Genomic DNA, 22,927 nt, shown 5'->3' with positions numbered 1-22,927 from the left:
AAGAAAATCATGAGTTTGTTTACGATTTATGCTGCGTAAACCACAGCATAAATCGTGAGTAGCTAAATGGCTATGTTTCTTTCACCTTTCTTCACTAAGACCAATTCCTCAGTCGTGAAATCTTCAAAGGCAGCTTGCTGACTGGCTAATAGCTCAACCGTGGCATCAGCAATGTCATTATTTGCCGCAGCGCGATCGCGTAAACGTTGCTCTAAAACTTCCACAGGTGCAGTGCAGTAAATAATCTCTACAGGGATATTTTGAGCTTGCGCGGCAGCGATCGCTTGACTGCGTAAACTAATGCGATCGTACTTCGCATCGAGAATGACCGTAAAGCCTTTGCTGGCTAATAGCGAACCTAATTCCGCTAATCTGGCATAGGTTTTCGCCGTCATCTCTGGCGTATAGATCTCATCACTACCGCGTTCCATCAAATCGATTCCCGCAATTTGCTTGCGGATAGCATCCGATCGCAGATAAATCGCATCCTGTTCAGAAGCGATCGCCCTTGCGGTCGTACTTTTGCCAGAGCCAGACACCCCCGACATGACGATCAATTTGCCCTGTTTGGGTTGCGTATATTCCCAAGCCAATTTGTAATAGGCGGCAGCTTCCGTTTGAGCATTCGCTTTCACATCCGCAGGAATATTGGGGTCGTCGAGCAGGAATGATGTCACCTTAGCCCGCACATAGGCACGCATACTGCAATGCAGAGGTAACAGCACGGCACCCTCGTAATCGCCAGTACGTTCTAGGTAGGTATTGAGGAAGATATTGGCGAGATCTCTTCTGCCGCGAAATTGCAAATCCATTAGTAGGAAGGCAGCATCGTACAGTACATCACTATTTCGGAATGGTTCATTAAATTCGATACAATCAAAAATTTGAATTTTATCTTGATAGAGACAAATATTTTTTAAATGCACATCACCATGACATTCCCGCACCTTGCCCTTAGCAATGCGATCGCTAAATAAGTCAGCATTTTCGGCAAAGAATTTCTCGGTATAGGCGCGAGTTTGCTCGAAATACTCGGCGGTTTGAGCTAGCCCGATATACTTCTCCGTAGAAGCATAGTTATCATTGGCGACGGCGCGTACTGCTTCGGCTGTGCCAAAAGTATTGATATGATCGTTAGTTAGCGCCTGTTGATGAAAAGCCGCCAATTGTTCGCCAATTTGTTTTACATGATCGACCGTCAGCCGACCTGAGGCAAACATCTCAATTAACAAATCCTCTTGCGAAAACTCTGGCATAGCGATCGCATATTCGACTGCCGTTTTTTCGCCAGAGCGATCAAAATGATATTTCCCATCGGTTTCCCCAATGGGCAAAACCGAGAGATACAGATCGGGAGCAAGGCGGCGATTGAGGCGGAGTTCCTCTTCACAGAAATATTTGCGCTTTGCCAAGGTCGAAAAATCGAGAAAGCCAAAATTCATGGGTTTCTTGACTTTATAGGCATAGTCTCCTGTCAATAGCACAAAGGAAATATGCGTTTGCAGAAGTTGAATCGGCTCAACAACAGGATGATCGTAAAATTCGGGCGCGAGCATTTGCTCGATAATTGGCGGTAAGGACATAGGGGAATTGGTAATTTGTGAAGTTAGTAGTTGGCTAATAGCTAAGTAGCTAGATGCAATTAAATATAAAACCTCGAAACCTGTAGCGCAGGCTGAGCGTGCGCTACAGGTTTTGATTCTGGGTTTTATATTTAATTGCGCCTAGCTACTTCACATCTAATGCCAAGTTCAGAAATGGCTACGCCATTTCTGAACTTGAAAATCCTTACTTGAAAATCCTTACTTGAAAATCCTTACTTGAAAATCCTTAGTAGGTTTAGTTTTTAATTCACAAATTTAATTCACAAAAGGGTTGTCATACTTTCGTGAATTAGCGTGAATTGGTATCACTTATTGCAGGATTTTAGGATACAAGACAATAGCGATCGCCTTTTGGCTCTCTTCCAACGTGTGTATCAACGTCATTAAACTGCTCTGTCTTTCATTGCTAAAAGCAGTGTTATCCTTCATTCCCGCTTTTAATAAATCATTGCGTTCGGCACGCGCCACTTCATCTTGGGGGTTTTGAGATAACCAATTGGTATAGGCATCAATCGCATCATACCAATATGCGTTTCTTACATAGATCCTTGCTTTTTCCAGATCGTTTTGGGCTGAGGCAATTTCTTTTAATTGCACTGTATCGTCATCGCGACGAATCGTCGTACTAACATTAATTAGATTGTCTGGCGATTCTAGACGAATCTGCAATCGATAGATTTTTCCTTTGACAAGTTCGGGAGCATTCTCAGGCAATGTTAGTTTATATAGCCCTGACTCTTCACCCTTTCCCAAGGCTGTGAAAATTGATTTTGAGGATTTTTCATTGCCATCGCGCAAAAACACTGTTATTTTGAACGGAATTTTAACAGCAACACTAGGAACGGGAGCTGATTCAGTTGAAGAATCGTTGGAGGCGATCGTCGGAGGTGCAATGTACCAGTAAAATGTCGGACGAGCCGCCACAGTCTTTGCTCCATCTTCAGGAACGAGCATCGTTATTTGTGGTAAACTGCCTCTAGTTGCCCCACCAGTACCTGCGGATTTTGACAAGCCTAAGCCATACTGGGCAAAGGCTGAAGGCACAAAAATCGTTGAGCTTGCAAGAGCAGCTACCGTAATTGTACCAAACGCGATCTTTTTGATCCCAGATAAAATCATTGTTGAATAATCCTAGTTGAATGATCCTAGTTACTTTTACCAGTTTTATATAGAGTACCCACCCTATTAAAAGCTGATTCTAATTTTCAGATCGAATAATTGTCCTCAGAAGTTCCCTAACTAGTCAAACTTTAATATTTCAGGTCTTTAAATCTAAATTAACGTCAGTTCGGGTTAGGATAGCAAATTTCAAAAGTCCAAAAGTAAAAGCCTTGCGAAGCAAGGCTTTTACTTTTGGACTTTGAGAAAGGGTTTGCGACGCAAAACCTTTCTCAAAGTCCGTTTCAAATTATCCAGAATTAACGTTAATTATTCTTAATCAAATCTCGATAGATTGCTTTCATAGTATCAAGGTAACTAGATGGGGATCGTTTGTTTTAATGTTTGACTTCATCCAAATGAGTGATTGCATTTTGCGACTTTCCTCTCACAATAAAGATTATTAGTCTATGCGATCGCGCAAATGCAGTTTTTAAGACAATTAATCCTAGTCTTCACCCATAGAATTTATTACTCGTAAGGATCGACTTAATTAACTTTCTTAAACAAAATTAAAGATAAGAAAAAGCCCACACAGGGAATAATTACTTTGGTGTTGGTGTTGAGAAGTTCACTCGTAAGCAAAAGTTTATAGTTAATTCTAAAGAAGTAATTATAGGGAACCTCAGGTTTCTAATATTCGTCTTTTGCACTCTAGCAGTCAGTGTAATTAAGCATGGCATTCATCTCTATCAGCTAAGACTGTTCTGATTTTGGATGTGACTTAACCATCACAATTCATGTTTAGCGATCCGAGATTCAGTTTTTCCTTTCTCATTTTTCTGCCAAATTGACATCCAAATAATCCCTCTAAAATAATCCCTCTAAAAATAATCCCTTTAAAGAATAGTATTCTTGGAAACTTTCTAAATCCAAACTAGGGCTTACATACGTAATTTTATTATAGATTGATTTTTTTGAGGATGTCTAGAGTTTAGGATTGGCTTCTAGCAGTAAGGCTTTGTAGTTGTATTAATAACAATTGGGTGAGCAAATTGAGAATTTAAAAGAGCAATTTAAAAGGGCAGTTTAATAGGTGTAAATACTTAGTCAAAATTCAAGTCGAAATTCGCGCCAAAATTCAAGTCAAAACCCAACTAAATCTTGAGATAGATAGTAATATCCACCCTTTGACTTTTTTAGTTAATTTGTAATAATATGTAACTCCAGACGCAAGAGATTAAAAGGTTAACCCTGTATTATACAAATCAACCTTGGAGCATTTGACGCATTTATAGACTGAATTTATAAAACTTAAAGATTATGATTTTTAGCTGTTAAGCTACTACGTTTAAATTTTAAAGTTATAAGGTCTTCTTTGTTTCAGACTTCTAGTCTTGGAGAAGCACTCTTGAAAACGCTTAGTTTAAAAATTTGAGGAGCGATATGTCTGAAGAACCATTGACCCAACCCACACCAAAGACAGTGGATAGGCAAGCTAACAAGCAGGTCGGTCTGTCTGCTGACATGGTTCGCACGTATTTGCATGAAATTGGCAAAATCCCTCTACTCAGCAATGAGGAGGAGATTGTGTACGGTAAGCAAGTGCAGCAGATGATGTTACTGTTTGAGGTGCAAGAAAAAATTGCCCATGACAGCGATCGCTTACCAACTGAGCAAGAGTGGGCGGAAGCGGTTGGTCTTGAGCCAGAGATTTTGCATAGCAATATTCGGATTGGAACAAGAGCTAAACGCAAAATGATTGAGGCGAATCTCCGCCTAGTCGTCTCCGTTGCGAAGAAATATCAAAAGCGGAACTTAGAACTTCTGGACTTAGTGCAGGAAGGAACTCTTGGATTAGAACGCGCTGTAGATAAGTTCGACCCAACTAAAGGCTTTAAATTCTCTACCTATGCCTATTGGTGGATTCGTCAAGCAATTACCCGCGCGATCGCTCAGCAAGCGCGAACAATTCGCTTACCAGTGCATATTACCGAAAAGCTTAACAAAATCAAAAAAGCCCAACGTCAACTGTCACAGGATCTAGGACGAGTCGCCACTGTAGCGGAAATTGCCCATGAGTTGAAGATAAAAACCGATCAAGTTCGTGAATGTTTATCGTTATCGCGGCAGCCTATTTCCCTTGACCTGCGCATTGGGGACAACCAAGATACTGAGCTTGCCGAGCTTTTAGAAGATACTGGACGTTCTCCTGACAACTATGTCGAGCGGGAGTCTCTACGCACCGATATTCAAAGCTTACTCAAGGAATTGCCTGAAAAGCAGCGCCAAGTCATGGTGTTACGCTATGGGCTAGAAGATGGTCAAGAGATGTCCCTCGCGAGCATTAGTAAGCGCATGGATCTCAGTCGTGAGCAGGTAAGGCAATTAGAACGCCAAGCAATGGATTATCTCCGTAAACGGAAAGCCCGTATGCAGGAATATTTAGCTAGCTAAAAAACAAACAGAGGAGATGCATCGCGTCTCCTCTTTCCATATGTATAGAGAAATTGTTTGGTTTGGGATCTCTAAAAATTTGCAATAATCTATTGTTAGTTCTTCGATACTCACTCACCAAATTTACAAACCTCTATGCCGCTCAAATCTACAACCCGTCATATTCAGATTTATGCTGCCATTATTGAAGAGCAGAATGATGAACTGATCGACAGCGAGAATATGCTTACATTAGATGTCGATCCCGATAATGAGCTGAACTGGACAGAGGCGGCTCTCCAAAAGGTGTATCGCAAGTTCGATCTGTTAGTGGCTGACTATAAAGGGGCTGACCTGACTGATTATAATTTGCGACGCATTGGTTCCGATCTAGAGCATTTTGTGCGATCGCTATTGCAGGAGGGTGAAGTTACCTACAATCTCAATCACCGATCGCTTAACTACAGCATGGGCTTACCTCAGATTATTAATACCGAAGCCCAATAGTGGCTATGGTATTGCTGACTCTCATCTCTCCTAATTATTTTGCAATGCAATATTTCCAAAACTATGTCTGAAACCGTACCAACCTCTGAAGAGACTCAGGTAAAACCTGCCGCCAAGCCTAAAGCTGAAAAACCTCCTGCGATCGAGGAGTTACCCTTTGAAGAATTTATCAATATTCACTACCTGCCAGCTTTAACCAAAGCCTTTGGGAAAAATGGAGTCACGGATTTGCATCTGGAGTTTGCTAATTTTCAAGTACGTGGAACTTGGGCTCAAGGCTTACGCCAGTTTACAGTTTATTTTTCTAAAGCAGATCTCAATGCTCAGAAGGCTTTTTCCTGTGCTGATGCTGGGCGATCGCCTAGTACAATCGAGCCGTTTTTGATCGATGAGCGTAAAGCTCCTTTAGATTTATTGGTATTTGGTGTAATTCAGCGCCTAACCGCCCAGAAATGGCTGCAACCAAATTAAATTCCCTCAATAAAACCTATAGCGCATGCTGTGCTTACGCTACAGGTTTTGATTCCAGGTTTTATAGCTGTCGCCAAGTGTACTAGGACATAAAACCCAAGAATTAATTGGCGGCGCTTTGCGCCGCCAATTAATTCTTGGGTTTTGATTTGTCCTAATTCAAGTGACTGTAGCTATAAATGGAGACAGCGATAACTGCGATCGCATCCCTACACAGTGACAGGTTCTACCGATTGTGTCAGTCTCTCAAAGGTTGTCCGCATCTTTAGCCCCACAATGATTTGCAACAAACCCGTACCATTGTTAGAACCTGGATAGTCGGGATGCTTGAGTAGGAGTTGCGTCAATTCTCCGTAAAACTTGGTATTGATACTACTGAGATGATTTTCGATATAGACCATCTCTTCAAGGCGATCGAATTGTCCGTCAATTTCCAAGACACTGACGGGTTGACCGAGCCAGCTATCGGGTCCCGAAAATAGCTTAATGCCAGGATAGGAGCAGGTCAGTTTGGTACCGCAGGGAATCCAAGAAATCGTTGACCCTTCATCAAATAGATAAGCTGGCTCTAACCCCTCAACGCCACTGCGCTGGATTAAACGCACCCGCAATACTTTTCGCTCGGTATCATTTGCAATCAGATTTGTGGGGAGGATCTGAATGACAACATCAGCATGGGCTTTTTGCGGATCGATATAGGCTTCAAAGTCTGGTCTTCGGGAGGCGATCGCCTGCATGACATCGCCGAGGGTATGACCGCGTTCAGCCATGTCCCGTTGAATCTTCCAAGCAATCTTGACTTCATCGCTGAGATCGAGATAAATGCTGAAATCAAGCAGTTTGCGCACGCGCTCGTCATAGATCGGATGCAGACCTTCGATCACAATGACTTTATTGGGTTCGATCAACTCAGGCGGATCGATTAAACCTGTTTCATGGTTGTAGACCGGCTTCATCACCGATTTTCCTTCCTTGAGAGCCTTAATTTGCTCGTACATCAGATCAAAATTGTTGGCACGAGGATCAAGAGCAGTAATCCCAGTTGCCTTTCGCTGTTTGCGATCGAGACTATGATAGTCATCTAGACAAATCACGGTCATAAATTCTTCGCCAAACAGATCCTTGAGTCTTCCTAAAAATGTGGATTTCCCACAACCAGAATCACCTGCAACTCCGATTACCACAACACGGTTGGTCTTACTGCTCATATTTCTGAACCAATCTTTATAAAAATGTATTTATCATTACTTATTTCCCAACCTCCAATCTACCAAAACAATGATCTACGTACAAGTTTAATTTTGATTTGATTTTAATTTTGATTTTAATTTTGATTTTAATTTTGATTTTAATAATTAATGTTGTTTATGAATTTAAAGCAAAGACAACAGGTAAATTATTCTTGCTTTTCCCGTTATCTCTGAAACTCGCTCTGTACAATAGTTTCAAAATCGAACCTATTTGCAATAAGCTCCGCTTAATGATAATGCACGACACTAGAATAATGCTTGTGGCGTTAGAAATATTGACGGTTACGCTGGAATAATAAAAATAACAGGAAAATAACGGGAAAAGTAAGGTAAATTATTATCTTTAGCTTTGTTAAAAAATTATAGTGATCGCCGTTATGCAAGTAATACCATCAATATCTAAACTGAGGTATTCAAAAAAAATCGGTGATTTTTTTAAATATTTCTTAATTGCTTTATTGCTGATGACTAGTTTTCATGTTTTGGCATATGGTAATAATCCTGAGACGATCATTCAACCTGAATGGAGTGCTAATTTAGAAGCAAATAGCGAGCTCATTACCACCGATAAGCAATTGTTTGTCATTGGCAATCAGAAGTCCGTTAAGGATTTTTCGGAAAACCTGTCTGCGATCGATATTGCTTCTGGAAAATTACAATGGCAGAATTTATTACCAGCGAATCATAGCTCAGAACGTCGAAAATTATTTCTAGAGAATGGAACTATTTATGCTAGTTATGACGATGGAATTGTAGGATTTGAGCCTAAGACTGGCTCTCCTAAGTCATCGTTTCAGTATGAAAAAAGAGTGGATCAAAGCATATTCCGCAAGACGATGGGAATATATCAGGATATCGCTGTATATGGTGATTCCAAGTTGTCTAATGGGGGTAACGACAATAGCAGCAGAAACAGAATATGGATATTTGGCATTAGTAACCATAAAACTATTTGGTCGTATAAACCTAAAGCTAATGGGCTAATCGGTATTTCTGTAGCCCATGATTTTATAGAGCCAATCGTCCAGAATGGGCTGCTATTTTTACCTAATTTTAATGACACTCCATCAGGACGCATCGAACAATTTACAGTGATTGATGTGACATCAGGTAAAGTCCTTTGGAAATGGGAAGCGCCTCAAGAACCTGATGGATTATGGTCAGCAAAGATTTTTGGAGATACGATTTATACTTCCGTCTTTGGCAATGGTGATATGCAACCCTCAGGAATCATTAGAGCGATCGACCTGAAAACAGGTAAGGAAAAGTGGTCATATGTCATCACTGGTAAGGTCAAAGCTGTAAGCGATCGCGAAGTCCTTGTTTGGCAATCTGAGGGTAATGTTGGCAATAATTTTGTAGTGCTAGATAAGGAAACGGGCAAATTTTCACGCAAATTTAAACTTCCTCGTGTCTATTACAATGAACCTGAAAATTTAACTTGGTCAGATGGTCTGATTTACGCACCTGATATGGAAATCAAAAATGCAACCTTTGGCTTTTATGGTTCTGCCGATAACAATAGCTGGGTAAGTGCATTTGACGATAAATCTGGCAAATTGGTATGGAGAACTCCAACTTTACTCAATAGCCATATCTACCATGCAGCTATCATTAGTAAAGCATCATCCCCAAAACGTTTGATTTTTGCTAGCAGTTTCTCAAGAGCAGAAAATAGTAGTAAAGTGCAATCTTTTCTTATTCCCTAAAACCTAAAAAGGCTTCGCAAAGCGAAGCCTTTCTATCTTTAAACCTTGCTGCGGAGAATGTCTCGCCTTAGAGCTTTGCGAAAATCTTCTAAATGGGATTTATGTTGTGGTAGCCAAACATTGCCTGTTTCGGTATTGATGGGAGGCAAAACATCGTAAATTGGTTCTTGCAGAAAGTAGGTTTCTTTTAGTTGTACTAACCATGCTGATTGTCCGCGATCTTCTACCCTTGATTGAATATCAATGAGACTTGTGGGCGCAATATCTAGCTGGCGATCTATTTCAAAATCTACTTCTAGGTTTTGGCGATCGCAGGGAAATATCGAATCGATCGTCGCTAGCCCCTGTAGAGCAGTTGCAGGAAAAGTTTCGGTATCAAAGCCAAATTCATCCATCAGTTGTTTGCATATATAAGCAGATTCGGGATTATCGGGATATCCAAGCGAATGAATTAGCACTCTGCTGCCAACGGATGTTTTGATAAATTCAGGGGGATTGAAAACCACTAAGGTTGTATAGACCCTCGCTAAGTAGCAAACTGCTTCTTCAGGGCATAGGGAGATAGCTACGGTTATCGCTGCACGATCGAGCATGATGCCAAAATGCAAGTACTTTTGATGTTTAAGTTGATCAGCATACAACGATTAGTGATTTTACGCGTTGCTGTAAATGACTTAATCTTGCTTTATACCAAAGCTAAAAATGGCTACGCCATTTTTAGCTTTTCAAACCCTTACTAGTAGTCTACCAAAGGAAATTTGCGGGGTTATTGAAACGAGCTTCGCTCGTTTCAATAACCCCCAACTAGTCAAAGTTCTCGTGGCAGACTACTAGGTTTGGTTTTTAATTCACAAAAGTGTTGCCACACTTTCGTGAATTGGTATTAGTCCATATAAGTAGCTGGGCATAATTAAAAACCAAAACCAGAGAGCGTACCGCCCGCTACGCAGGCGGTACGCTCTTCTAGATATGCTTAGCTACTTACATATTAAGCCTCGGCAAGAAAATCGTTGTACTGGCTGACTAGCTCTTTGACGGCTAGTTCAAAAAGTTGTTTCCCATGCTCGACTGTGGCAAGGGCTGGATTTGAACCCATCCGTCCATCGGGATAGCGTTGACGAAATTCTTCAGGGCTATAGATACGGCTATCCTTATTGACCGATTGGCTGAGCGGTGCGTTCTTAATCGAGTCAGGGTAAAGATACATGGTTACCGCAATTTCGCTAGGTGTGGCATGGTAGCCTTCTTGATTGCCATATAACTCTTTCACCAGCTTATAAATTTCGTTACTTGCCCACCAGTTACCGAGCCGAAAGCTTGTATCGGGCAGTTCGTTAGCAATCTCGGTAAAGGCATTTTTCAGTACGGCAATATTGCCACCATGACCATTGAGAAAGAAAAAACGTTTAAATCCATGTTTGGCGAGCGATCGCACCACATCATGAATTACTAAGTTAAGGGTAGATGGCTTGAGGCTAATCGTACCTGCAAAGCCCGTATGATGTTCCGCCATGCCCAGAGTCAGCGTCGAGGTAACCAAAGCATCGGCTTTTTCCCCAACCGCACGGGCGATCGCTTCGGCGCAAATAAAATCAGTCCCGATTAAGCCTGTGGGTCCATGCTGCTCGGTGGAGCCGATGGGAATAATTACCGCTGGCGATCGCTTTAGGTAAGCTTCGACTTCTTGCCATGTGGATAAATGTAAGAGCATAGATTTTAATTGTATAGATTTTAATTGTTTAGTATTAACTTTGACTTATTCAAAAACTTTTTGGCGCGATACTGATAGGTTATAACGGCATGAAAAGCCAAATGCCATAATGTAAGTACATAATGAGTTTTTAATCATGTTTTCCAGTGATGTTAAAAATATTGATAGTGAAGCAGATGTAATTTCTCTATCACCGAATGAAATTAACCCTGAAATGAATTTGAAATTAAATTTAGGAAAACCCGTTCTAAAACCGAATCAACTTCTTTCTCCTCAAGAATTAAGCGCTTTAAATGTCAAGTCGAATGTCAAAGGAACTTTGCAATTACTAGGACATCTTATCGTGATGGCTGGTAGTGGCTATCTCTGGGGCACAAATATGGGGAATCTGAGCGATCGCTGGTTTATAGCAATACCTGCCCTCGTGCTTTATGGATTTAGCTTTGCGATTATGTTTGCGCCACTGCACGAATCCTCCCATCGTACTGTTTTTACCAATAATCGCGCCAATGATGTCCTTTGTTGGTTTGCAGGACTTTTATCTTTTTACAATAGTACCTTCTATCGCCTCTATCACAAGTGGCATCATCGCTATACACAGATTCTCGATAAAGATCCCGAACTCAGCGATCGCAAGCCGACTAATCTCAAGGAATATATCATCGAAATTAGCGGGATTACTTGGTGGATTGGTAAGTTTAAGAGACATTTTCTTACAGCGATCGGCAACTTCGAGAACTGTCCCTTTATTCCCGAAAGTTCCTATGCCGAAGTGATTCGCTCGAACCGTTTACAGCTATTGGTTTATGCCGTGGCGATCGCGATTTCTGTATACTTCCAGCAGCCTTGGTTTATCACCTATTGGATGCTGCCCCTCGCAGTCGGTCAGCCAATTTTGCGATTTTTGCTCCTAGCCGAGCATACCGATCGCCCCAATACCGACAATATGCTCGCCAATACCCGCACCACGCTCACCCTTGCGCCCCTGCGATTCTTGATTTGGAATATCTCCTACCATGCCGAGCATCATCTCTATGCTTCCATTCCCTTCCATCAATTAGGCGCAGCCCATGCAAAACTAGGTTCCCATTTTGAATGTGTTGAAAAGGGCTACTTCAATGTCCATCGGCAAATCACCGCTAATTTTGGTGAGAAGACTGGGAACTCGGCAGCATGAATGTTTTTGGAAATGTTTTTGAAATTAAGAACTTTCAGCTTCAGTGCGGTGCGGTTTTGCCAAAAGCACAATTGGTGTATCAAACCTACGGCGAACTAAATAGCGATCGCTCCAATGTAATTCTCTATCCCACCTCCTACGGAGCGCAACACCCTGATATTGAGTGGCTAGTGCGACCTGATGGCATTCTCGATCCGACAAAGTGGTTCGTGATTATCATCAATATGTTTGGGAATGGACTATCGAGTTCGCCCAGCAATTGCGCTGAATGTGGCTTAGCTGAGCAGGGTTTCTGGTTTACCCATCTAGATAATGTTACGGCTCAAGAGCAATTGCTGCGTGAAGTCTTTGGGATTGAGCGCTTAGCCCTAGTTTATGGCTGGTCGATGGGTGCTCAGCAAGCCTATCATTGGGGTGCGTTATATAGCGATCGCGTCGAACGTATCGCCGCCATTTGCGGCACGGCGAAAACCACCGATCATAATCGCATTTTCTTAGAGAGTTTACGCTATTCTCTAACTGGCGATCCAACTTGGAATGGAACTAATTTTGATGGAATTCCCGATCGCGGATTTCGCACCTTTGCCAGAATTTACGCTAGTTGGGCAGCATCCCAAGCCTTTTATCGTGAAGGTTTGTATTATCAATTCGGTTATGAATCTCTCGAAGATTATCTCTTGCGTGGTTGGGAAGCTGGTTATCGCAAGCGCGATCCGCGAAATTTGATGGCGATGCTTGATACTTGGCTCAGGTGCGATGTCAGCGATAATCCTATTTATCAAAAAGATTATGAACTTGCCATGCGGTCGATTCAAGCGAAAACCCTAGTCATGCCCGGCACTACGGATTTGTATTTCACCCCCGAAGATTGCGATCGCGAGGCGGCTCTAATTCCCCATAGTTCATATCTTCCCATTCCTTCAATCTGGGGACATCGTGCGGGTAATCCCTATCAAAATCCTGAAGATGAGAAGTTCATTCGCCAAGCAGTTGGGGAATTGCTAAGCGGGTAAGCAGAAATAGCTAAGCAAAGCTCTAGTAACTATATTGTATCAAGGCTTGAATGTGGCGATCACGGCTTTACGTCAAAAGGTTCTCAAATGGTTTGTTGTTCCAGCGATAGACAGTGAAGTCTCGGCGATCGACGGTTAATATACGTCCACTTTTTAACTGCTCGGCTAAAACAACTAAAGAGGCATCTGCCATATCCATTGGAAGATCTGCATATTTTTCCATGAGAACAATCATGCGATCGATGTGAGTTGGTTCAAGGTCGAATATTTGAAAGGCTCCTAGGACAAAGCTTTTAAGAAAGTTGGATTGGGCGGTGTGGCTGACTGTTGCGGCTAGGAAGTAGCAGGTTTCGGTAATGACAGGGAATGTCGTAATCATTGGTTCTTGGATTGTCTCAAAGGCTCTTTGTGCTGCTAGATGGGCAGAATCGCGACGATTGAAAAGTGCGACAAAAGCTCCTGTATCAATGATGATCATGCTTTTTGAGAATGTAGGATTTGACTATGGATTTGTAGTTAACTGAGAGATCTGGCTCTCCTTCAATACATCCAACTAAGCCAAGTTCTGTAAATATTTGGAGGGGACTTTTTTGTATTTTATTGACTTGTTGATGCTGTGGTCGTGAAATTTCTTGCAGGATTAGCTGTGCTAGTTGGTCTTGTCTCTCTTGGGAGAGTTGAGTAGCGGCGGTAAAGGCTTGTTCGAGTAGGGTAGTCATGGTGTTTTCTCCTATTGTATTAAGGCTTGAAAGCGTGGATCGTGACGGATGTTGTCAAAATCGAAGTCTGTCTTTGCTCTGCTAGAATATTCCTCACTATCTATCTCAATAGCTTTTTGTAGATTGGGAATAGCTTCATCAATTTGATTCTGTACTGCATAGAAACAGGCTTTGTCATAATAAGAACTGCCCTTACTAAATTCCATTTGTCTTTCAAAATCAGCAAAAGCCTCATCCAGTCTTCCCAATCTTAAGAAAGCATAACCTCGATGACTCAATGCATTATTGTCGTCAGGATTGATTTCTAAGGCTTTGTTATGGGATAAAATAGCTTCTTCATATCTGCCTAATTGTCTTAAAGCAAAACCTTGCTCGTTCCATGCAGAGTAGTAGTCAGATTTAATAAAAATTGCTTTATTAAAGGATAAGACAGCTTCTTCGTATCTAGCTAATTGAAGGAATATATGACCTTTCCTATACCATATTTCATAGGATTCAGAATTGTTTAATAGGCATTTATTCAAAAAAGAAATTGCTTCATCATGCCAGCCAAGTAAACTAAGTATAGAAGCTATTCCAGTAGCATATTCCGCTTCTTTAATGTTAGGCAAATATTGGATTAATCTATTCTCTAGATAGTTGCTAAACGCTTCTTTTTTATTGCCATGAAATAAATCTAATAGATTCTTTATATCATTAAAAAAAAGAACTATTTTGGCTCTCTCATCACGGTTTCTAGTCAAAGCACGGCTGTGAAAGTCATGGGCTTCTTCATACTTTCCTTGGATATCAAGACAAAGAGCCATCGAGCACAAAGCTTCATAACTATGGTTAGTTTCGATAGCATGACGATAAGAATCACAAGCATCTTCATACATATCTAATATAAAATAAGTCTTACCAAGCATCAAAAATATATTGGCAGTGAATTCCTTGTAATCGTTATTATTGTTTAGCGATATTGCACATTGCTTAGCTCCATTTAGGCTCAAATCTTTGGTCTCTGAAATACATCTAGCTTTATAAATTAATAAAACAAACTTAGCTAACCCTTCCAAAGAGTCATTTCTGAAAATCATTTTCTTTGCTGGCTCTATCTGACCCAATAAAAAATCATAAAATGAGTCTCTAAAAGTATGAATTTGAGTTGAAAAGTTAGTAATTAAATCTCTTATACTTTTTTCTTCATCGCTTTTATCAAATAATTTGTTGAGATTTTCATCATCAACTTTATTCAAATGCTGACACAATAGATGAAAATTATTAATAAAAGCATCCATTGCAATAAAATAACAATTACTTTTCTCTTCTTCTATAATCTCAAGTCCATAATCAATCACTGGTTTAATATCGCTCAGAAATCTACGCACCTTCTCAGACAGTAAATCATATTTATCTAAACCTAAGTTGGCTTCAGATGAGATATTCTTAACTGGTTGTTGAACGATATCTAATTGCTGAAAATAATGAGACTCAAACAAATATGTAAGAAAAATTTTTTGATAATCCCTCTCATTAAGAAAAGAAATGTGATACAAATATTCTTTTTTGTGATTACGCCATTCTAAACTATTATATTTTTCAGTAATGTGTTCACTAGTAGAGACTGCTTTCTCTGCTTCTTCTGAGAAGTATTGAGCAATATTTTGGTGGATTTTATAGAATTTATCTCGCGATTCTTTAAATAGATCTTCTCGAAAAACATCTCGCGCCACATCATCAAGGCGATAACAACTTTGGAGCGACTCCACAAAATCTTTCCGATCGATCAACCAATCATAGCAATTTTGTCCATTTTCCCAGTTCAACTCAGATTGCTGAGCCAGCAAGTGTTGAATTAATCGGCGATCAAACCACCTGCAACAGGCAGCAATTTGTAATGCTTGCTTCTCTCTATCATTCAAACCCTGTAGAAATAACTTGACAATACTTTGAGTGCCCTCAGCAAAGCTAAACTGCTTACCATTTTTCTGATGCTGTCGATATAAATTGAGATAGTAGGGCAATCCTTTTGTAAAGTTAAAGATCTTCGTGATTTCCGCCGCATCCTCAATGCCAATATTATTTAAATATCTCTGAGTTTGGCTTTGATCAAATCGATTCAACTTAAGCTCAAAAATGAGGTTACTATCCTGATGAAGCTTGTGCCACATCTCCTCATCCAATAAACTTTTTCTACCAGCCATCACCAACCGTATCCGATGCTGCTGAAGTTTTGTATTTTCTAACAAAGATTGCCATAGCCAACAATCCAGAGCAGGTAAGACTTTTTCGTAGGTATCCAGAACCAGAACCACTGTCTTTCCAGTTTTCTGTGATCGCAATACCAATGCTTCGACAAAGGCTTTTGTTAGTTTAGGAATTGGATGTAACATCAAATCCTGCAATTCTGTGTTTTTCTTCGTCGCTCGATGCTGTTGTAATACCTTCCGCAAAAGATCTTTTCCTTTCAATGCAATTTCAAACGTTGTCTCTAGCATCGGTTTATTTAGTCCCGATATAGCCGCTATTGCACCTGCCCCTTGCTTGAGCAAGCTTTCTACCAAATCTAGCTGTTCTTTCTCTACTGAATTTTTACCCTCAATCGGTTGAGTTTGCAGTTGATTGGCGATTTGTTGATATTCCTTATAAAGCATCTGAAATGGATCATCTTTAGCTGGTATATCTACTTGCCAAAATCCCAATGGAGGTAACCGCTCGTGAAGCTTCACCATTAGCTCAATAGGCGTATTAATCCGCTCAGTTAATCCAAACGACACTTCTGTAAAATCAGCCTGTTGTCGATAGGTTTCTTTTAATCGTTCTTTAAGAGTAGTTTTACCCACACCACCTATACCCCAGATATAAAACATTACTGGATATAAGGCAGGATTAGCTAAAGCACTGACAAAGGAATTTTGTAAATCCTCAGCCGGTTGACGTGAAATGTAAGGAGTGGAATGAGCCATGATATGTGATTGACTAAATAATCCAGTTGTTACTCGTTTACGAAAAGAGGACGAACAAGATGAGCAGTGAGAAATGAGATAAAAATTTTTCTATATCCAGTTTCTGTCACTAGCTAAGATAGTTTTTCCAATACGGATAATTAGTTATCTTGCGTCGAAAAGATATTTATTTAACTTAGAGCTTTACCTAGATCTTAGCAAATTCTGCTGGCATTCTTGAAAAATGACTTGCAATAGCCCTAACACCCGATCTAGATCGCCTGTCGCATGGGGCATAGTTTGATAGGAATTTAGTTATGATAAGTTCTCTTGCATCCATAACCGAAAAGCCTTCATTGCTGCGCTACGTCCTTGGCTAAGACTCATTTCTAAAAACTGCGGTATGACATCGCGGATAGGAATATCACCAAAGATAGAACTGAACTGCGATTCGACATAATCGCTATCACGCAGGATATAAATTTTCAATGTCTCTGCGTATAACCAGAGTTCAGGTATGCCGAGGATGCGGTAAACATCAAACTTAGTTTTGGAAGTTACATCTACCTCGATCGCTAAATCGGGCGGTGGATCGATGGTCATGTCTAGTTTGCGGATACCACGCATAGCAACATTGTTTTGGATGTAGAAGCAGTCATCGGGTTCTAGTCCTGCAAGCTTGTCAATGCGCTTGAAGGTGGTGGAGCCAAACCCTTCAAAATCGATCTCCATTGTCTCCAGAAGTGCTTTTACAAAATCTCCAATCAAGACTTTAATTTTTTCATGTTCAGGTAAGGGCAAAGCAATTTCTAATACACCATTTAAATAAGCAATTCTCGATCTGCGCTTTTCGCCAAGGTCTTGGAGGATCGATTCAAATTGTTGCCAGCCGATTTCATGGAGGACTGTGCTTTGTCCTGCTAAGGTTTCAATCTGTGAGATTCGTAATAGGGTGGTCATCTGCGTATCTCCTAACTTTACTCATCCAGCGATCGCTATTTACAGTTTACGCTAGTTACTAGAAAAGATGAGTGGCGGCGCTTCGCGCCGCCACTCATTGTTGGGGGTTTATAATCATTATCAACATCTAATGCGATCGCTAAGAACTATGTCTCAACGCCCTGTAACTATAGATGATATTTTTGAGTTGTTTCGTGAAAGTGAACGCCAACGCAAAGAACAACAACAAGTTGTTCTTCAGTCTTTAGAAAACTATAAGCAAGCTTCAGAAGAAGCTTTGCAGAAGTACAAGAGCGCATCCGAGCAGGAAATGGCTGAACTCAAAAAAATTGTCGCACAGACAAATAAGCAAGTCGGTGGGATTACGAGTCGCTGGGGTGAATTTGTCGAAAATTTAGTTAGACCTGCGGCGGTGCGGATGTTTCGCGATAAAGGGATTGAAGTGCATTTTACAGCCTTGCGAGTGGAAGCTCAGGATGAAAATGGTTCTATCGAAATTGATATTCTCGCCGAAAATACTAATGAAGTGGTAGCGATTGAGGTCAAGTCTCATTTAGAAGTTCGCGATGTGAAGCGATTTTTAATCACTTTAGATCGTTTTAAACAGGCTCTGCCTAAGTATCAAAGTTACAAGCTCTATGGCGCGATTGCTGGCATTAAGGTGGATGAGCGAGCCGATGAATATGCCACACAGGAAGGGCTATTCCTGATTAAGCCTTCAGGGGATACGGTAGCGATCGCTAATGGTCAGGATTTTGTAGCAAAGACTTGGTGAACGGTTGTAGAATTAGATTATTAAAGAGGTAACTTATTATGAGTCAATATGTTTTGCTTCGTATTCAGTCTCTTCAAGAAGAGCTTGAAAGTTTAAAAAAGATTGTTAGTTCCCAACTGTTACATACTTCTCGCAAGAAAACTTCTATCAAAGGTCTATGGAAAAATTTTGAGATTTATGATGAGGATTTTACCGATGCGCGAATGGCTATATTTAAAGATGCGAATAACTGGCAAGAGTAGCAAATCAAATGGATACTTATTTGGTAGATACTCATGCTCTAGCTTGGTTTATTGCTGAAGATAAACGCTTATCACCCTTAGCTGAGAACATTCTTAATCAATCTCAAGAAGGCGATATTCAAATTTTAATCCCGACACTTGTTTTGGCTGAACTTGCACATATTGCGGAAAAAGGTAAAGTAAAGGTAACAGTTGAGGAGATTTTGCAACAAATTAATCAGGGAGATGGTTTTACGGTGGTAGCTTTCGATTTCCCTGTTTTTCAAGCGATGCTTACATTACCAAAAGAATGGGATATTCACGATCGCGTGATTGCGGCAACGGCTAGTTATTATCAGACAACGTTGATTACGAGAGATGAGATGCTAAGAGCTTCATCTAAAATAAAAACTCTCTGGGATTGAAATAGACAATGTAATTGAAATGATTAATCGCTGGCATTAAGGTGGATGAGCTGAATATGCCACACAGGAAGGGCTATTTCTGATTAAGCCTTCAGGGGATACGGTGGCGATCGTCAACGATCAGAATTTTGTGGCAAAGACTTGGTAAATTAGGAGATATCCTATTGCCAATATCAAGCAGAAAGAGATCGCTGCGCTAGTTTTTAAGCATCTATTCCTAGTTCTCTCAAGATTCGATCCATTTTGTCTTCTAGGTCAGATCGTTCCCATTCAAGCTGAGTTAACTCCCTAGCTTTTTCCTGAATGTCTATTGCTGTTCTAATAGCAGTAATATAACGATTAGCATTTAATTGATAATCATTTTTTTTAATTTCTTCAAGGGAAATAATCTTTGATACCCCTTGTTTCTCCTCAAAATCTTGCAAGACTTTAACTATATTGTCAATGTTCTTTTTATCTAGGCAATTTGTCTTTTTATTAAGTTTGTGATATTCATTGCTGGCATCAATAACTAATACTTTGTTTTTTCTGTCTTCAGGTTTATTTCGGTTTAAGATGAGAATTGCTGGAGAAATATTAGTGTTATATAGCAAGCTTGAAGATAATCCAATAGCTGCTTCAACAACATCTGATTTGAGAATATCTTCACGAATATTTTGTTCTAAACCAGATCGGAATAAAACTCCAGGCGAAACAAGTATAACTGCCTTGCCGAAAGGAGATGCAAGACTAGCTATAATATGTTGAACAAAAGCAAAATCTCCATTTGCTTTTGGTGGTATTCCATAGCGGAATCTCTCAAATTTATCTTTTCTACTAATTTGTTCATACCCCCAATCGTTAGCGTTAAATGGAGGATTAGCAACGACAATTTCAAACTGATCTAATCTATTATCTGCAATAAATTTTGGATCTCTTAATGTATCCCCATTCTTGATTTCAAAGTTATTAAGTCCATGCAGTAGAAGATTAATTTGGCAGATTTTATATACCTGTTCAACTATTTCCTGTCCAGACAAGTAAAATTTTGGAACTGCATTGTTTTTCTTTACTACCAATTTTGCACATTCAATTAGTAGTCCACCTGTTCCACATACAGGATCGTGAATAGGCAAGTTTTCTTGAGGATCAATTAATCTTGCTAGTAATTGAGTTATCCATTTTGTAGTAAAGTTTTGTCCTAAAAATTTTTCATCATCTGCCCCATAATCGATCAGACTCTCCGCAATTTCAGCATAACTCGAAAATAAGTCAAAGCCTTTCTTTCCGATGTTAGGATTACTAAATCCTGAAATCATTGCGTTGAGAATTCTTTCTGGGATTTTAGAAAAATTTGATTGTCCCAAAATGCACTTGAGTTTTGGATTAGCATCACTAATTTGATTAATAGTCTTATCTAATACCTCTCCCAGATTACTAGCTTTCACAAAGTTGTCCCAGCAGATATCGCTAGGCATTCGAGTAAAATATTTATCAATTTGATTGGACTGAGCATATGTTAAATCAGATATATATTTTAAAAACAATAGAGCTAAGCAATGCAATAACCAATCTTGAGTAGAAAGACTTGAAGTCTCTCTCAATTGAAATATCTCCTTTGTTAACAGTTTCCAATCTTGACTGGTATTCATACATTTTCTCCAAATAACTGAAACAAACTCTGTTCTGTAATTTGCTGTCGTATTTTTAAAGCATTTAAAGAAGTCTGTCTTAAACTATCCATCGCAAATAATAAATCTGCAATTTTAGATTGATTCTCTAAACTCGGTATAGGAATTTTTAATTTCCGTAATTGAGATAAAGAGATTGAAATTACTGTAGATGATCCTGTGATTGCTGATAACTGATTATGATAAAACCATTCTGAGTTTAAGATTGCGACCAAATAGCTCGGCAAAATTTGAGAAGAATTTTTACATCGGAGAACAGCCAAGTTGTTATCAGCAATACTACCCACAAAATCTGATGTTACTAAAGAAGTTGCCCCAATCTTGTAGCGAATAATCATGACAATATCATTTAAGCGCAAACCATATTTCCCTTGATCTACATTTGCAAGCTTTACTTCATCTAAGTCTCCTTTAAGGGTCAATCCGTCTAAGTGTTTTGGACTTATAAGATGACAGGACATCCCATTATCATTTTGATATCGCCTCACAGGAATACCTTGAGTCAGATTTACTACTTGCTCAATTGCTGAATACTGACAGTCAAGTTTAGCCACTGTATTTTTCATGTAGTTTTTATTTGATGACGGTTTATAGTTTCTTGAGAACATAATACCATGTTGCAAAAAAATATTTGTTTTGTACTATTGTAATATTACAAATGTGTGTTACCTTATAGTAGTACTTGTAAATTAGTGATTGCCATGACTACAGTCCATCAAAATTTAGTTGTAAGCACAAAGGATAGTCTTTTGGAAATGCCTAGAAACTTTACTGGCAAACCATTAAAGCTATGTGGAGAAAGAATAGTCATGTTTGTTGATGACTCAAACTTGTTCTATGCTCTCAGAAAAATCAGAGTCAGAAAGGATCTGAAAATATACCAAGATTTGAGGAATAGGCTTAACGTAGAAGACATATATATCTATATGAGTTTAAATCCTGAAAGTGAGACAGAGAAAAAACTAATCCGCTCTTTGAGGCGGATTAGTTTTCATGTTCATGCAAAACCCATAGTTCAAAGATTAGACGGGACTAGAAAGGCTAACTTAGATGTAGAGATTACGTGGGCAATGTGCAGCAAAGCTGATTCTTATGATGTCGTTATTCTCGTGAGTGGTGATGGTGATTTTTGCTGGGCTGTTAAACGCCTAAAGCAAATGGGTAAGTGTGTAGTAGTAGTTGGACTGAACTCTATGACAAGTCCATTACTCAAAAATGCTGCCAATTCCTATGTTGACTTGGAAAGTCTTTTTGATATCAAAGCCTCATAAGGTCACATCAAAAGCAGAGTAAGTTTCTTCAAAACTTGTGAGACTTACTCTGTTTAAGTTTAATAATAGAATGATTTAAGAAAATAAATATGAAACAATTTGCCTTTGTTAGTGATGCTGCTGAAAGAGAATTCAAAGATTTTCCAAAAGAAATCCAACAGCAATTTGGAACTAGTTTAAGAGCTATCCAAGACGATAAAAAGCCATTCTTACCAATACAGCTTCTCAGTAGCATTGGCGCTGGTATTGTTGAACTTAAAATCAATGGCAGTCCAGCTTTTAGGTGTGTCTATATAGCCAAATTTCTAGATACTGTCTTTGTCCTACATTCCTTTGAAAAAACAACTAATGGAGTAGATCGGCAAGCTATGAAAACCATTGAACAAAGGTATAAAGAACTGAAATCTGGACTAGACAAAATAAAAAAACAGAAATAGCTAGGCAACTTTTGCGAAATCTTTAATTTGAATCTTTATCGAAGCTTCCTCTAAACTTCTAAAACTAAACTCAGTCCTAAATCCAAGCTTATCAAGCATTGAAAAAAGCATATCCAAAGTGAACTTATCAATCTTGCCATTCACAATATCAGACACACGGGGCTGAGAAACAGCCAAGTTCTTTGCGGCTTCAGTCTGTGTCCAACCCTTACTTTCGATTATGTCGCGAATCATGATCGTCAAATCAGCCTTCAAAACCGACTTACTAGCTATCTCAGGCTCCTCGATCGCATGGAAAGGACTGTCATAAAATGTGATTGTCATAATTGATTGCTACTTAGATTCAATAATCACATATTATACAAAATTTTATATAACTAGTCAAATATAGAGGTTACTAAATCACAGCAATTCTCATTATGAAAATTTTGTCTTTATCTGGCGGCAACTATTGAGAATAGCCGCAATAGCGATCTTTAAAAAGCCGATGCTTTCGTTCAAAATTTGACGGCTTAGACAAATCAAAAGTCATAATGAGAATTGCTG

At 39.6% G+C, this 22,927-nt stretch carries 23 protein-coding genes; 11 read left to right on the top strand and 12 right to left on the bottom strand.

Going from position 1 to position 22,927, the window contains the following annotated elements; all coding sequences use genetic code 11:
- Nucleotides 1-62 precede the first annotated feature (62 nt).
- Complete coding sequence (locus tag AC805_RS21810) at nucleotides 63-1,583, bottom strand: bifunctional aminoglycoside phosphotransferase/ATP-binding protein (protein WP_055077358.1); 1,521 nt, start codon at nucleotides 1,581-1,583, stop codon at nucleotides 63-65.
- A gap of 330 nt (nucleotides 1,584-1,913) precedes the next feature.
- Complete coding sequence (locus AC805_RS21805; RefSeq protein ID WP_055077357.1) at nucleotides 1,914-2,723, bottom strand: DUF928 domain-containing protein; 810 nt, start codon at nucleotides 2,721-2,723, stop codon at nucleotides 1,914-1,916.
- Nucleotides 2,724-4,148: 1,425 nt separating this feature from the next.
- Here AC805_RS21805 and AC805_RS21800 point away from each other — a divergent pair.
- From AC805_RS21800 to AC805_RS21790, 3 genes are all read left to right on the top strand, one after another.
- Nucleotides 4,149-5,159, top strand: a complete 1,011-nt coding sequence (locus AC805_RS21800; protein WP_055077356.1) for an RNA polymerase sigma factor, RpoD/SigA family — start codon at nucleotides 4,149-4,151, stop codon at nucleotides 5,157-5,159.
- Nucleotides 5,160-5,294: 135 nt separating this feature from the next.
- Entirely contained in the window at nucleotides 5,295-5,645 is a 351-nt protein-coding gene (locus AC805_RS21795) for an NAD(P)H-quinone oxidoreductase subunit M (RefSeq protein WP_009625405.1), read from the top strand.
- A 63-nt stretch (nucleotides 5,646-5,708) separates the two neighbouring features.
- Nucleotides 5,709-6,116, top strand: a complete 408-nt coding sequence (locus tag AC805_RS21790; protein ID WP_055077355.1) for a DUF2996 domain-containing protein — start codon at nucleotides 5,709-5,711, stop codon at nucleotides 6,114-6,116.
- A gap of 209 nt (nucleotides 6,117-6,325) precedes the next feature.
- Here AC805_RS21790 and AC805_RS21785 read toward each other — a convergent pair whose 3' ends face one another.
- Nucleotides 6,326-7,324 carry a phosphoribulokinase gene (locus tag AC805_RS21785; RefSeq protein ID WP_055077354.1) on the bottom strand — a complete coding sequence of 333 codons (999 nt, stop codon included), beginning with the start codon at nucleotides 7,322-7,324 and terminating at the stop codon, nucleotides 6,326-6,328.
- Nucleotides 7,325-7,830: 506 nt separating this feature from the next.
- Between AC805_RS21785 and AC805_RS21780 the strand changes: the two genes are divergently transcribed.
- Nucleotides 7,831-9,075, top strand: a complete 1,245-nt coding sequence (locus tag AC805_RS21780) for a PQQ-binding-like beta-propeller repeat protein (protein ID WP_055077353.1) — start codon at nucleotides 7,831-7,833, stop codon at nucleotides 9,073-9,075.
- 38 nt (nucleotides 9,076-9,113) lie between these two features.
- Here the strand turns inward: AC805_RS21780 and AC805_RS21775 are convergent, their stop codons facing one another.
- Nucleotides 9,114-9,668 (bottom strand): hypothetical protein, encoded by a 555-nt coding sequence (locus AC805_RS21775; protein ID WP_009627592.1) that lies wholly within the window; start codon nucleotides 9,666-9,668, stop codon nucleotides 9,114-9,116.
- Between the two features lie 395 nt (nucleotides 9,669-10,063).
- A complete protein-coding gene (locus AC805_RS21770; protein WP_055077352.1) occupies nucleotides 10,064-10,786 on the bottom strand; it encodes a creatininase family protein in 723 nt (240 codons plus the stop codon).
- A 136-nt stretch (nucleotides 10,787-10,922) separates the two neighbouring features.
- Here AC805_RS21770 and AC805_RS21765 point away from each other — a divergent pair, with 136 nt between their 5' ends.
- Together AC805_RS21765 and AC805_RS21760 are read left to right on the top strand one after the other, a co-directional pair.
- Complete coding sequence (locus tag AC805_RS21765) at nucleotides 10,923-11,963, top strand: fatty acid desaturase family protein (protein WP_055077351.1); 1,041 nt, start codon at nucleotides 10,923-10,925, stop codon at nucleotides 11,961-11,963.
- Nucleotides 11,960-12,976: an alpha/beta fold hydrolase gene (locus tag AC805_RS21760; RefSeq protein WP_055077350.1), complete on the top strand. Its 1,017-nt coding sequence runs from the start codon at nucleotides 11,960-11,962 to the stop codon at nucleotides 12,974-12,976. The genes AC805_RS21765 and AC805_RS21760 overlap by 4 nt, the downstream gene beginning before the upstream one ends.
- A gap of 67 nt (nucleotides 12,977-13,043) precedes the next feature.
- On the opposite strand, the gene AC805_RS21755 is transcribed toward AC805_RS21760, so the two are convergent.
- From AC805_RS21755 to AC805_RS21740, 4 genes are all read right to left on the bottom strand, one after another.
- On the bottom strand, nucleotides 13,044-13,454 hold the full coding sequence (locus AC805_RS21755; protein WP_055077349.1) for a type II toxin-antitoxin system VapC family toxin: 411 nt from the start codon (nucleotides 13,452-13,454) through the stop codon (nucleotides 13,044-13,046).
- The gene (locus AC805_RS21750) at nucleotides 13,441-13,695 is read right to left on the bottom strand and encodes a hypothetical protein (protein ID WP_055077348.1); all 255 of its coding nucleotides are present in this window, start codon (nucleotides 13,693-13,695) and stop codon (nucleotides 13,441-13,443) included. The genes AC805_RS21755 and AC805_RS21750 overlap by 14 nt, the downstream gene beginning before the upstream one ends.
- 11 nt (nucleotides 13,696-13,706) lie before the next feature.
- Nucleotides 13,707-16,643, bottom strand: coding sequence for a tetratricopeptide repeat protein (locus tag AC805_RS21745; RefSeq protein ID WP_055077347.1), 2,937 nt, complete (start codon nucleotides 16,641-16,643; stop codon nucleotides 13,707-13,709).
- Nucleotides 16,644-16,937: 294 nt separating this feature from the next.
- Complete coding sequence (locus AC805_RS21740) at nucleotides 16,938-17,582, bottom strand: Uma2 family endonuclease (RefSeq protein ID WP_055077346.1); 645 nt, start codon at nucleotides 17,580-17,582, stop codon at nucleotides 16,938-16,940.
- 148 nt (nucleotides 17,583-17,730) lie between these two features.
- On the opposite strand from AC805_RS21740, the gene AC805_RS21735 reads away from it, so the two are divergent.
- The 3 genes from AC805_RS21735 to AC805_RS21725 are packed head-to-tail and all read left to right on the top strand — an operon-like array spanning nucleotide 17,731 to nucleotide 19,003.
- Nucleotides 17,731-18,357 (top strand): DUF3782 domain-containing protein, encoded by a 627-nt coding sequence (locus AC805_RS21735; RefSeq protein ID WP_055077345.1) that lies wholly within the window; start codon nucleotides 17,731-17,733, stop codon nucleotides 18,355-18,357.
- A 38-nt stretch (nucleotides 18,358-18,395) separates the two neighbouring features.
- Nucleotides 18,396-18,599: a hypothetical protein gene (locus AC805_RS21730; protein WP_055077344.1), complete on the top strand. Its 204-nt coding sequence runs from the start codon at nucleotides 18,396-18,398 to the stop codon at nucleotides 18,597-18,599.
- 8 nt (nucleotides 18,600-18,607) lie between these two features.
- Complete coding sequence (locus tag AC805_RS21725) at nucleotides 18,608-19,003, top strand: type II toxin-antitoxin system VapC family toxin (RefSeq protein WP_055077343.1); 396 nt, start codon at nucleotides 18,608-18,610, stop codon at nucleotides 19,001-19,003.
- A gap of 203 nt (nucleotides 19,004-19,206) precedes the next feature.
- On the opposite strand, the gene AC805_RS21720 is transcribed toward AC805_RS21725, so the two are convergent.
- Together AC805_RS21720 and AC805_RS21715 are read right to left on the bottom strand one after the other, a co-directional pair.
- Nucleotides 19,207-20,634 carry an N-6 DNA methylase gene (locus AC805_RS21720; RefSeq protein ID WP_055077342.1) on the bottom strand — a complete coding sequence of 476 codons (1,428 nt, stop codon included), beginning with the start codon at nucleotides 20,632-20,634 and terminating at the stop codon, nucleotides 19,207-19,209.
- On the bottom strand, nucleotides 20,631-21,239 hold the full coding sequence (locus AC805_RS21715) for a restriction endonuclease subunit S (RefSeq protein ID WP_055077341.1): 609 nt from the start codon (nucleotides 21,237-21,239) through the stop codon (nucleotides 20,631-20,633). The genes AC805_RS21720 and AC805_RS21715 overlap by 4 nt, the downstream gene beginning before the upstream one ends.
- Nucleotides 21,240-21,374: 135 nt before the next feature.
- On the opposite strand from AC805_RS21715, the gene AC805_RS21710 reads away from it, so the two are divergent.
- Both AC805_RS21710 and AC805_RS21705 read left to right on the top strand, forming a co-directional pair.
- Nucleotides 21,375-21,944: an NYN domain-containing protein gene (locus AC805_RS21710; RefSeq protein ID WP_055077340.1), complete on the top strand. Its 570-nt coding sequence runs from the start codon at nucleotides 21,375-21,377 to the stop codon at nucleotides 21,942-21,944.
- Between the two features lie 89 nt (nucleotides 21,945-22,033).
- Complete coding sequence (locus AC805_RS21705; protein WP_055077339.1) at nucleotides 22,034-22,381, top strand: type II toxin-antitoxin system RelE/ParE family toxin; 348 nt, start codon at nucleotides 22,034-22,036, stop codon at nucleotides 22,379-22,381.
- Here the strand turns inward: AC805_RS21705 and AC805_RS21700 are convergent, their stop codons facing one another.
- Complete coding sequence (locus tag AC805_RS21700) at nucleotides 22,382-22,705, bottom strand: helix-turn-helix domain-containing protein (RefSeq protein WP_055077338.1); 324 nt, start codon at nucleotides 22,703-22,705, stop codon at nucleotides 22,382-22,384. It abuts the gene before it with no gap.
- Nucleotides 22,706-22,927 lie beyond the last annotated feature (222 nt).

Source organism: Pseudanabaena sp. 'Roaring Creek', assembly GCF_001402795.1.
Classification (GTDB): Bacteria; Cyanobacteriota; Cyanobacteriia; order Pseudanabaenales; family Pseudanabaenaceae; genus Pseudanabaena.
This window is presented reverse-complemented; position numbering and strand designations above follow the sequence as displayed.

Excerpts from the sequence above, each read along its gene's own strand:
- AC805_RS21760 (WP_055077350.1), top strand. The coding sequence starts at position 11,960 with ATGAATGTTTTTGGAAATGTTTTTGAAATTAAGAACTTTCAGCTTCAG.
- AC805_RS21740 (WP_055077346.1), bottom strand. The coding sequence starts at position 17,582 with ATGACCACCCTATTACGAATCTCACAGATTGAAACCTTAGCAGGACAA.
- AC805_RS21710 (WP_055077340.1), top strand. The coding sequence starts at position 21,375 with ATGACTACAGTCCATCAAAATTTAGTTGTAAGCACAAAGGATAGTCTT.
- AC805_RS21765 (WP_055077351.1), top strand. The coding sequence starts at position 10,923 with ATGTTTTCCAGTGATGTTAAAAATATTGATAGTGAAGCAGATGTAATT.
- AC805_RS21700 (WP_055077338.1), bottom strand. The coding sequence starts at position 22,705 with ATGACAATCACATTTTATGACAGTCCTTTCCATGCGATCGAGGAGCCT.
- AC805_RS21770 (WP_055077352.1), bottom strand. The coding sequence starts at position 10,786 with ATGCTCTTACATTTATCCACATGGCAAGAAGTCGAAGCTTACCTAAAG.
- AC805_RS21750 (WP_055077348.1), bottom strand. The coding sequence starts at position 13,695 with ATGACTACCCTACTCGAACAAGCCTTTACCGCCGCTACTCAACTCTCC.
- AC805_RS21755 (WP_055077349.1), bottom strand. The coding sequence starts at position 13,454 with ATGATCATCATTGATACAGGAGCTTTTGTCGCACTTTTCAATCGTCGC.
- AC805_RS21745 (WP_055077347.1), bottom strand. The coding sequence starts at position 16,643 with ATGGCTCATTCCACTCCTTACATTTCACGTCAACCGGCTGAGGATTTA.
- AC805_RS21795 (WP_009625405.1), top strand. The coding sequence starts at position 5,295 with ATGCCGCTCAAATCTACAACCCGTCATATTCAGATTTATGCTGCCATT.
- AC805_RS21725 (WP_055077343.1), top strand. The coding sequence starts at position 18,608 with ATGGATACTTATTTGGTAGATACTCATGCTCTAGCTTGGTTTATTGCT.
- AC805_RS21720 (WP_055077342.1), bottom strand. The coding sequence starts at position 20,634 with ATGAATACCAGTCAAGATTGGAAACTGTTAACAAAGGAGATATTTCAA.
- AC805_RS21730 (WP_055077344.1), top strand. The coding sequence starts at position 18,396 with ATGAGTCAATATGTTTTGCTTCGTATTCAGTCTCTTCAAGAAGAGCTT.
- AC805_RS21805 (WP_055077357.1), bottom strand. The coding sequence starts at position 2,723 with ATGATTTTATCTGGGATCAAAAAGATCGCGTTTGGTACAATTACGGTA.
- AC805_RS21790 (WP_055077355.1), top strand. The coding sequence starts at position 5,709 with ATGTCTGAAACCGTACCAACCTCTGAAGAGACTCAGGTAAAACCTGCC.
- AC805_RS21735 (WP_055077345.1), top strand. The coding sequence starts at position 17,731 with ATGTCTCAACGCCCTGTAACTATAGATGATATTTTTGAGTTGTTTCGT.
- AC805_RS21810 (WP_055077358.1), bottom strand. The coding sequence starts at position 1,583 with ATGTCCTTACCGCCAATTATCGAGCAAATGCTCGCGCCCGAATTTTAC.
- AC805_RS21780 (WP_055077353.1), top strand. The coding sequence starts at position 7,831 with ATGACTAGTTTTCATGTTTTGGCATATGGTAATAATCCTGAGACGATC.
- AC805_RS21800 (WP_055077356.1), top strand. The coding sequence starts at position 4,149 with ATGTCTGAAGAACCATTGACCCAACCCACACCAAAGACAGTGGATAGG.
- AC805_RS21775 (WP_009627592.1), bottom strand. The coding sequence starts at position 9,668 with ATGCTCGATCGTGCAGCGATAACCGTAGCTATCTCCCTATGCCCTGAA.
- AC805_RS21785 (WP_055077354.1), bottom strand. The coding sequence starts at position 7,324 with ATGAGCAGTAAGACCAACCGTGTTGTGGTAATCGGAGTTGCAGGTGAT.
- AC805_RS21705 (WP_055077339.1), top strand. The coding sequence starts at position 22,034 with ATGAAACAATTTGCCTTTGTTAGTGATGCTGCTGAAAGAGAATTCAAA.
- AC805_RS21715 (WP_055077341.1), bottom strand. The coding sequence starts at position 21,239 with ATGAAAAATACAGTGGCTAAACTTGACTGTCAGTATTCAGCAATTGAG.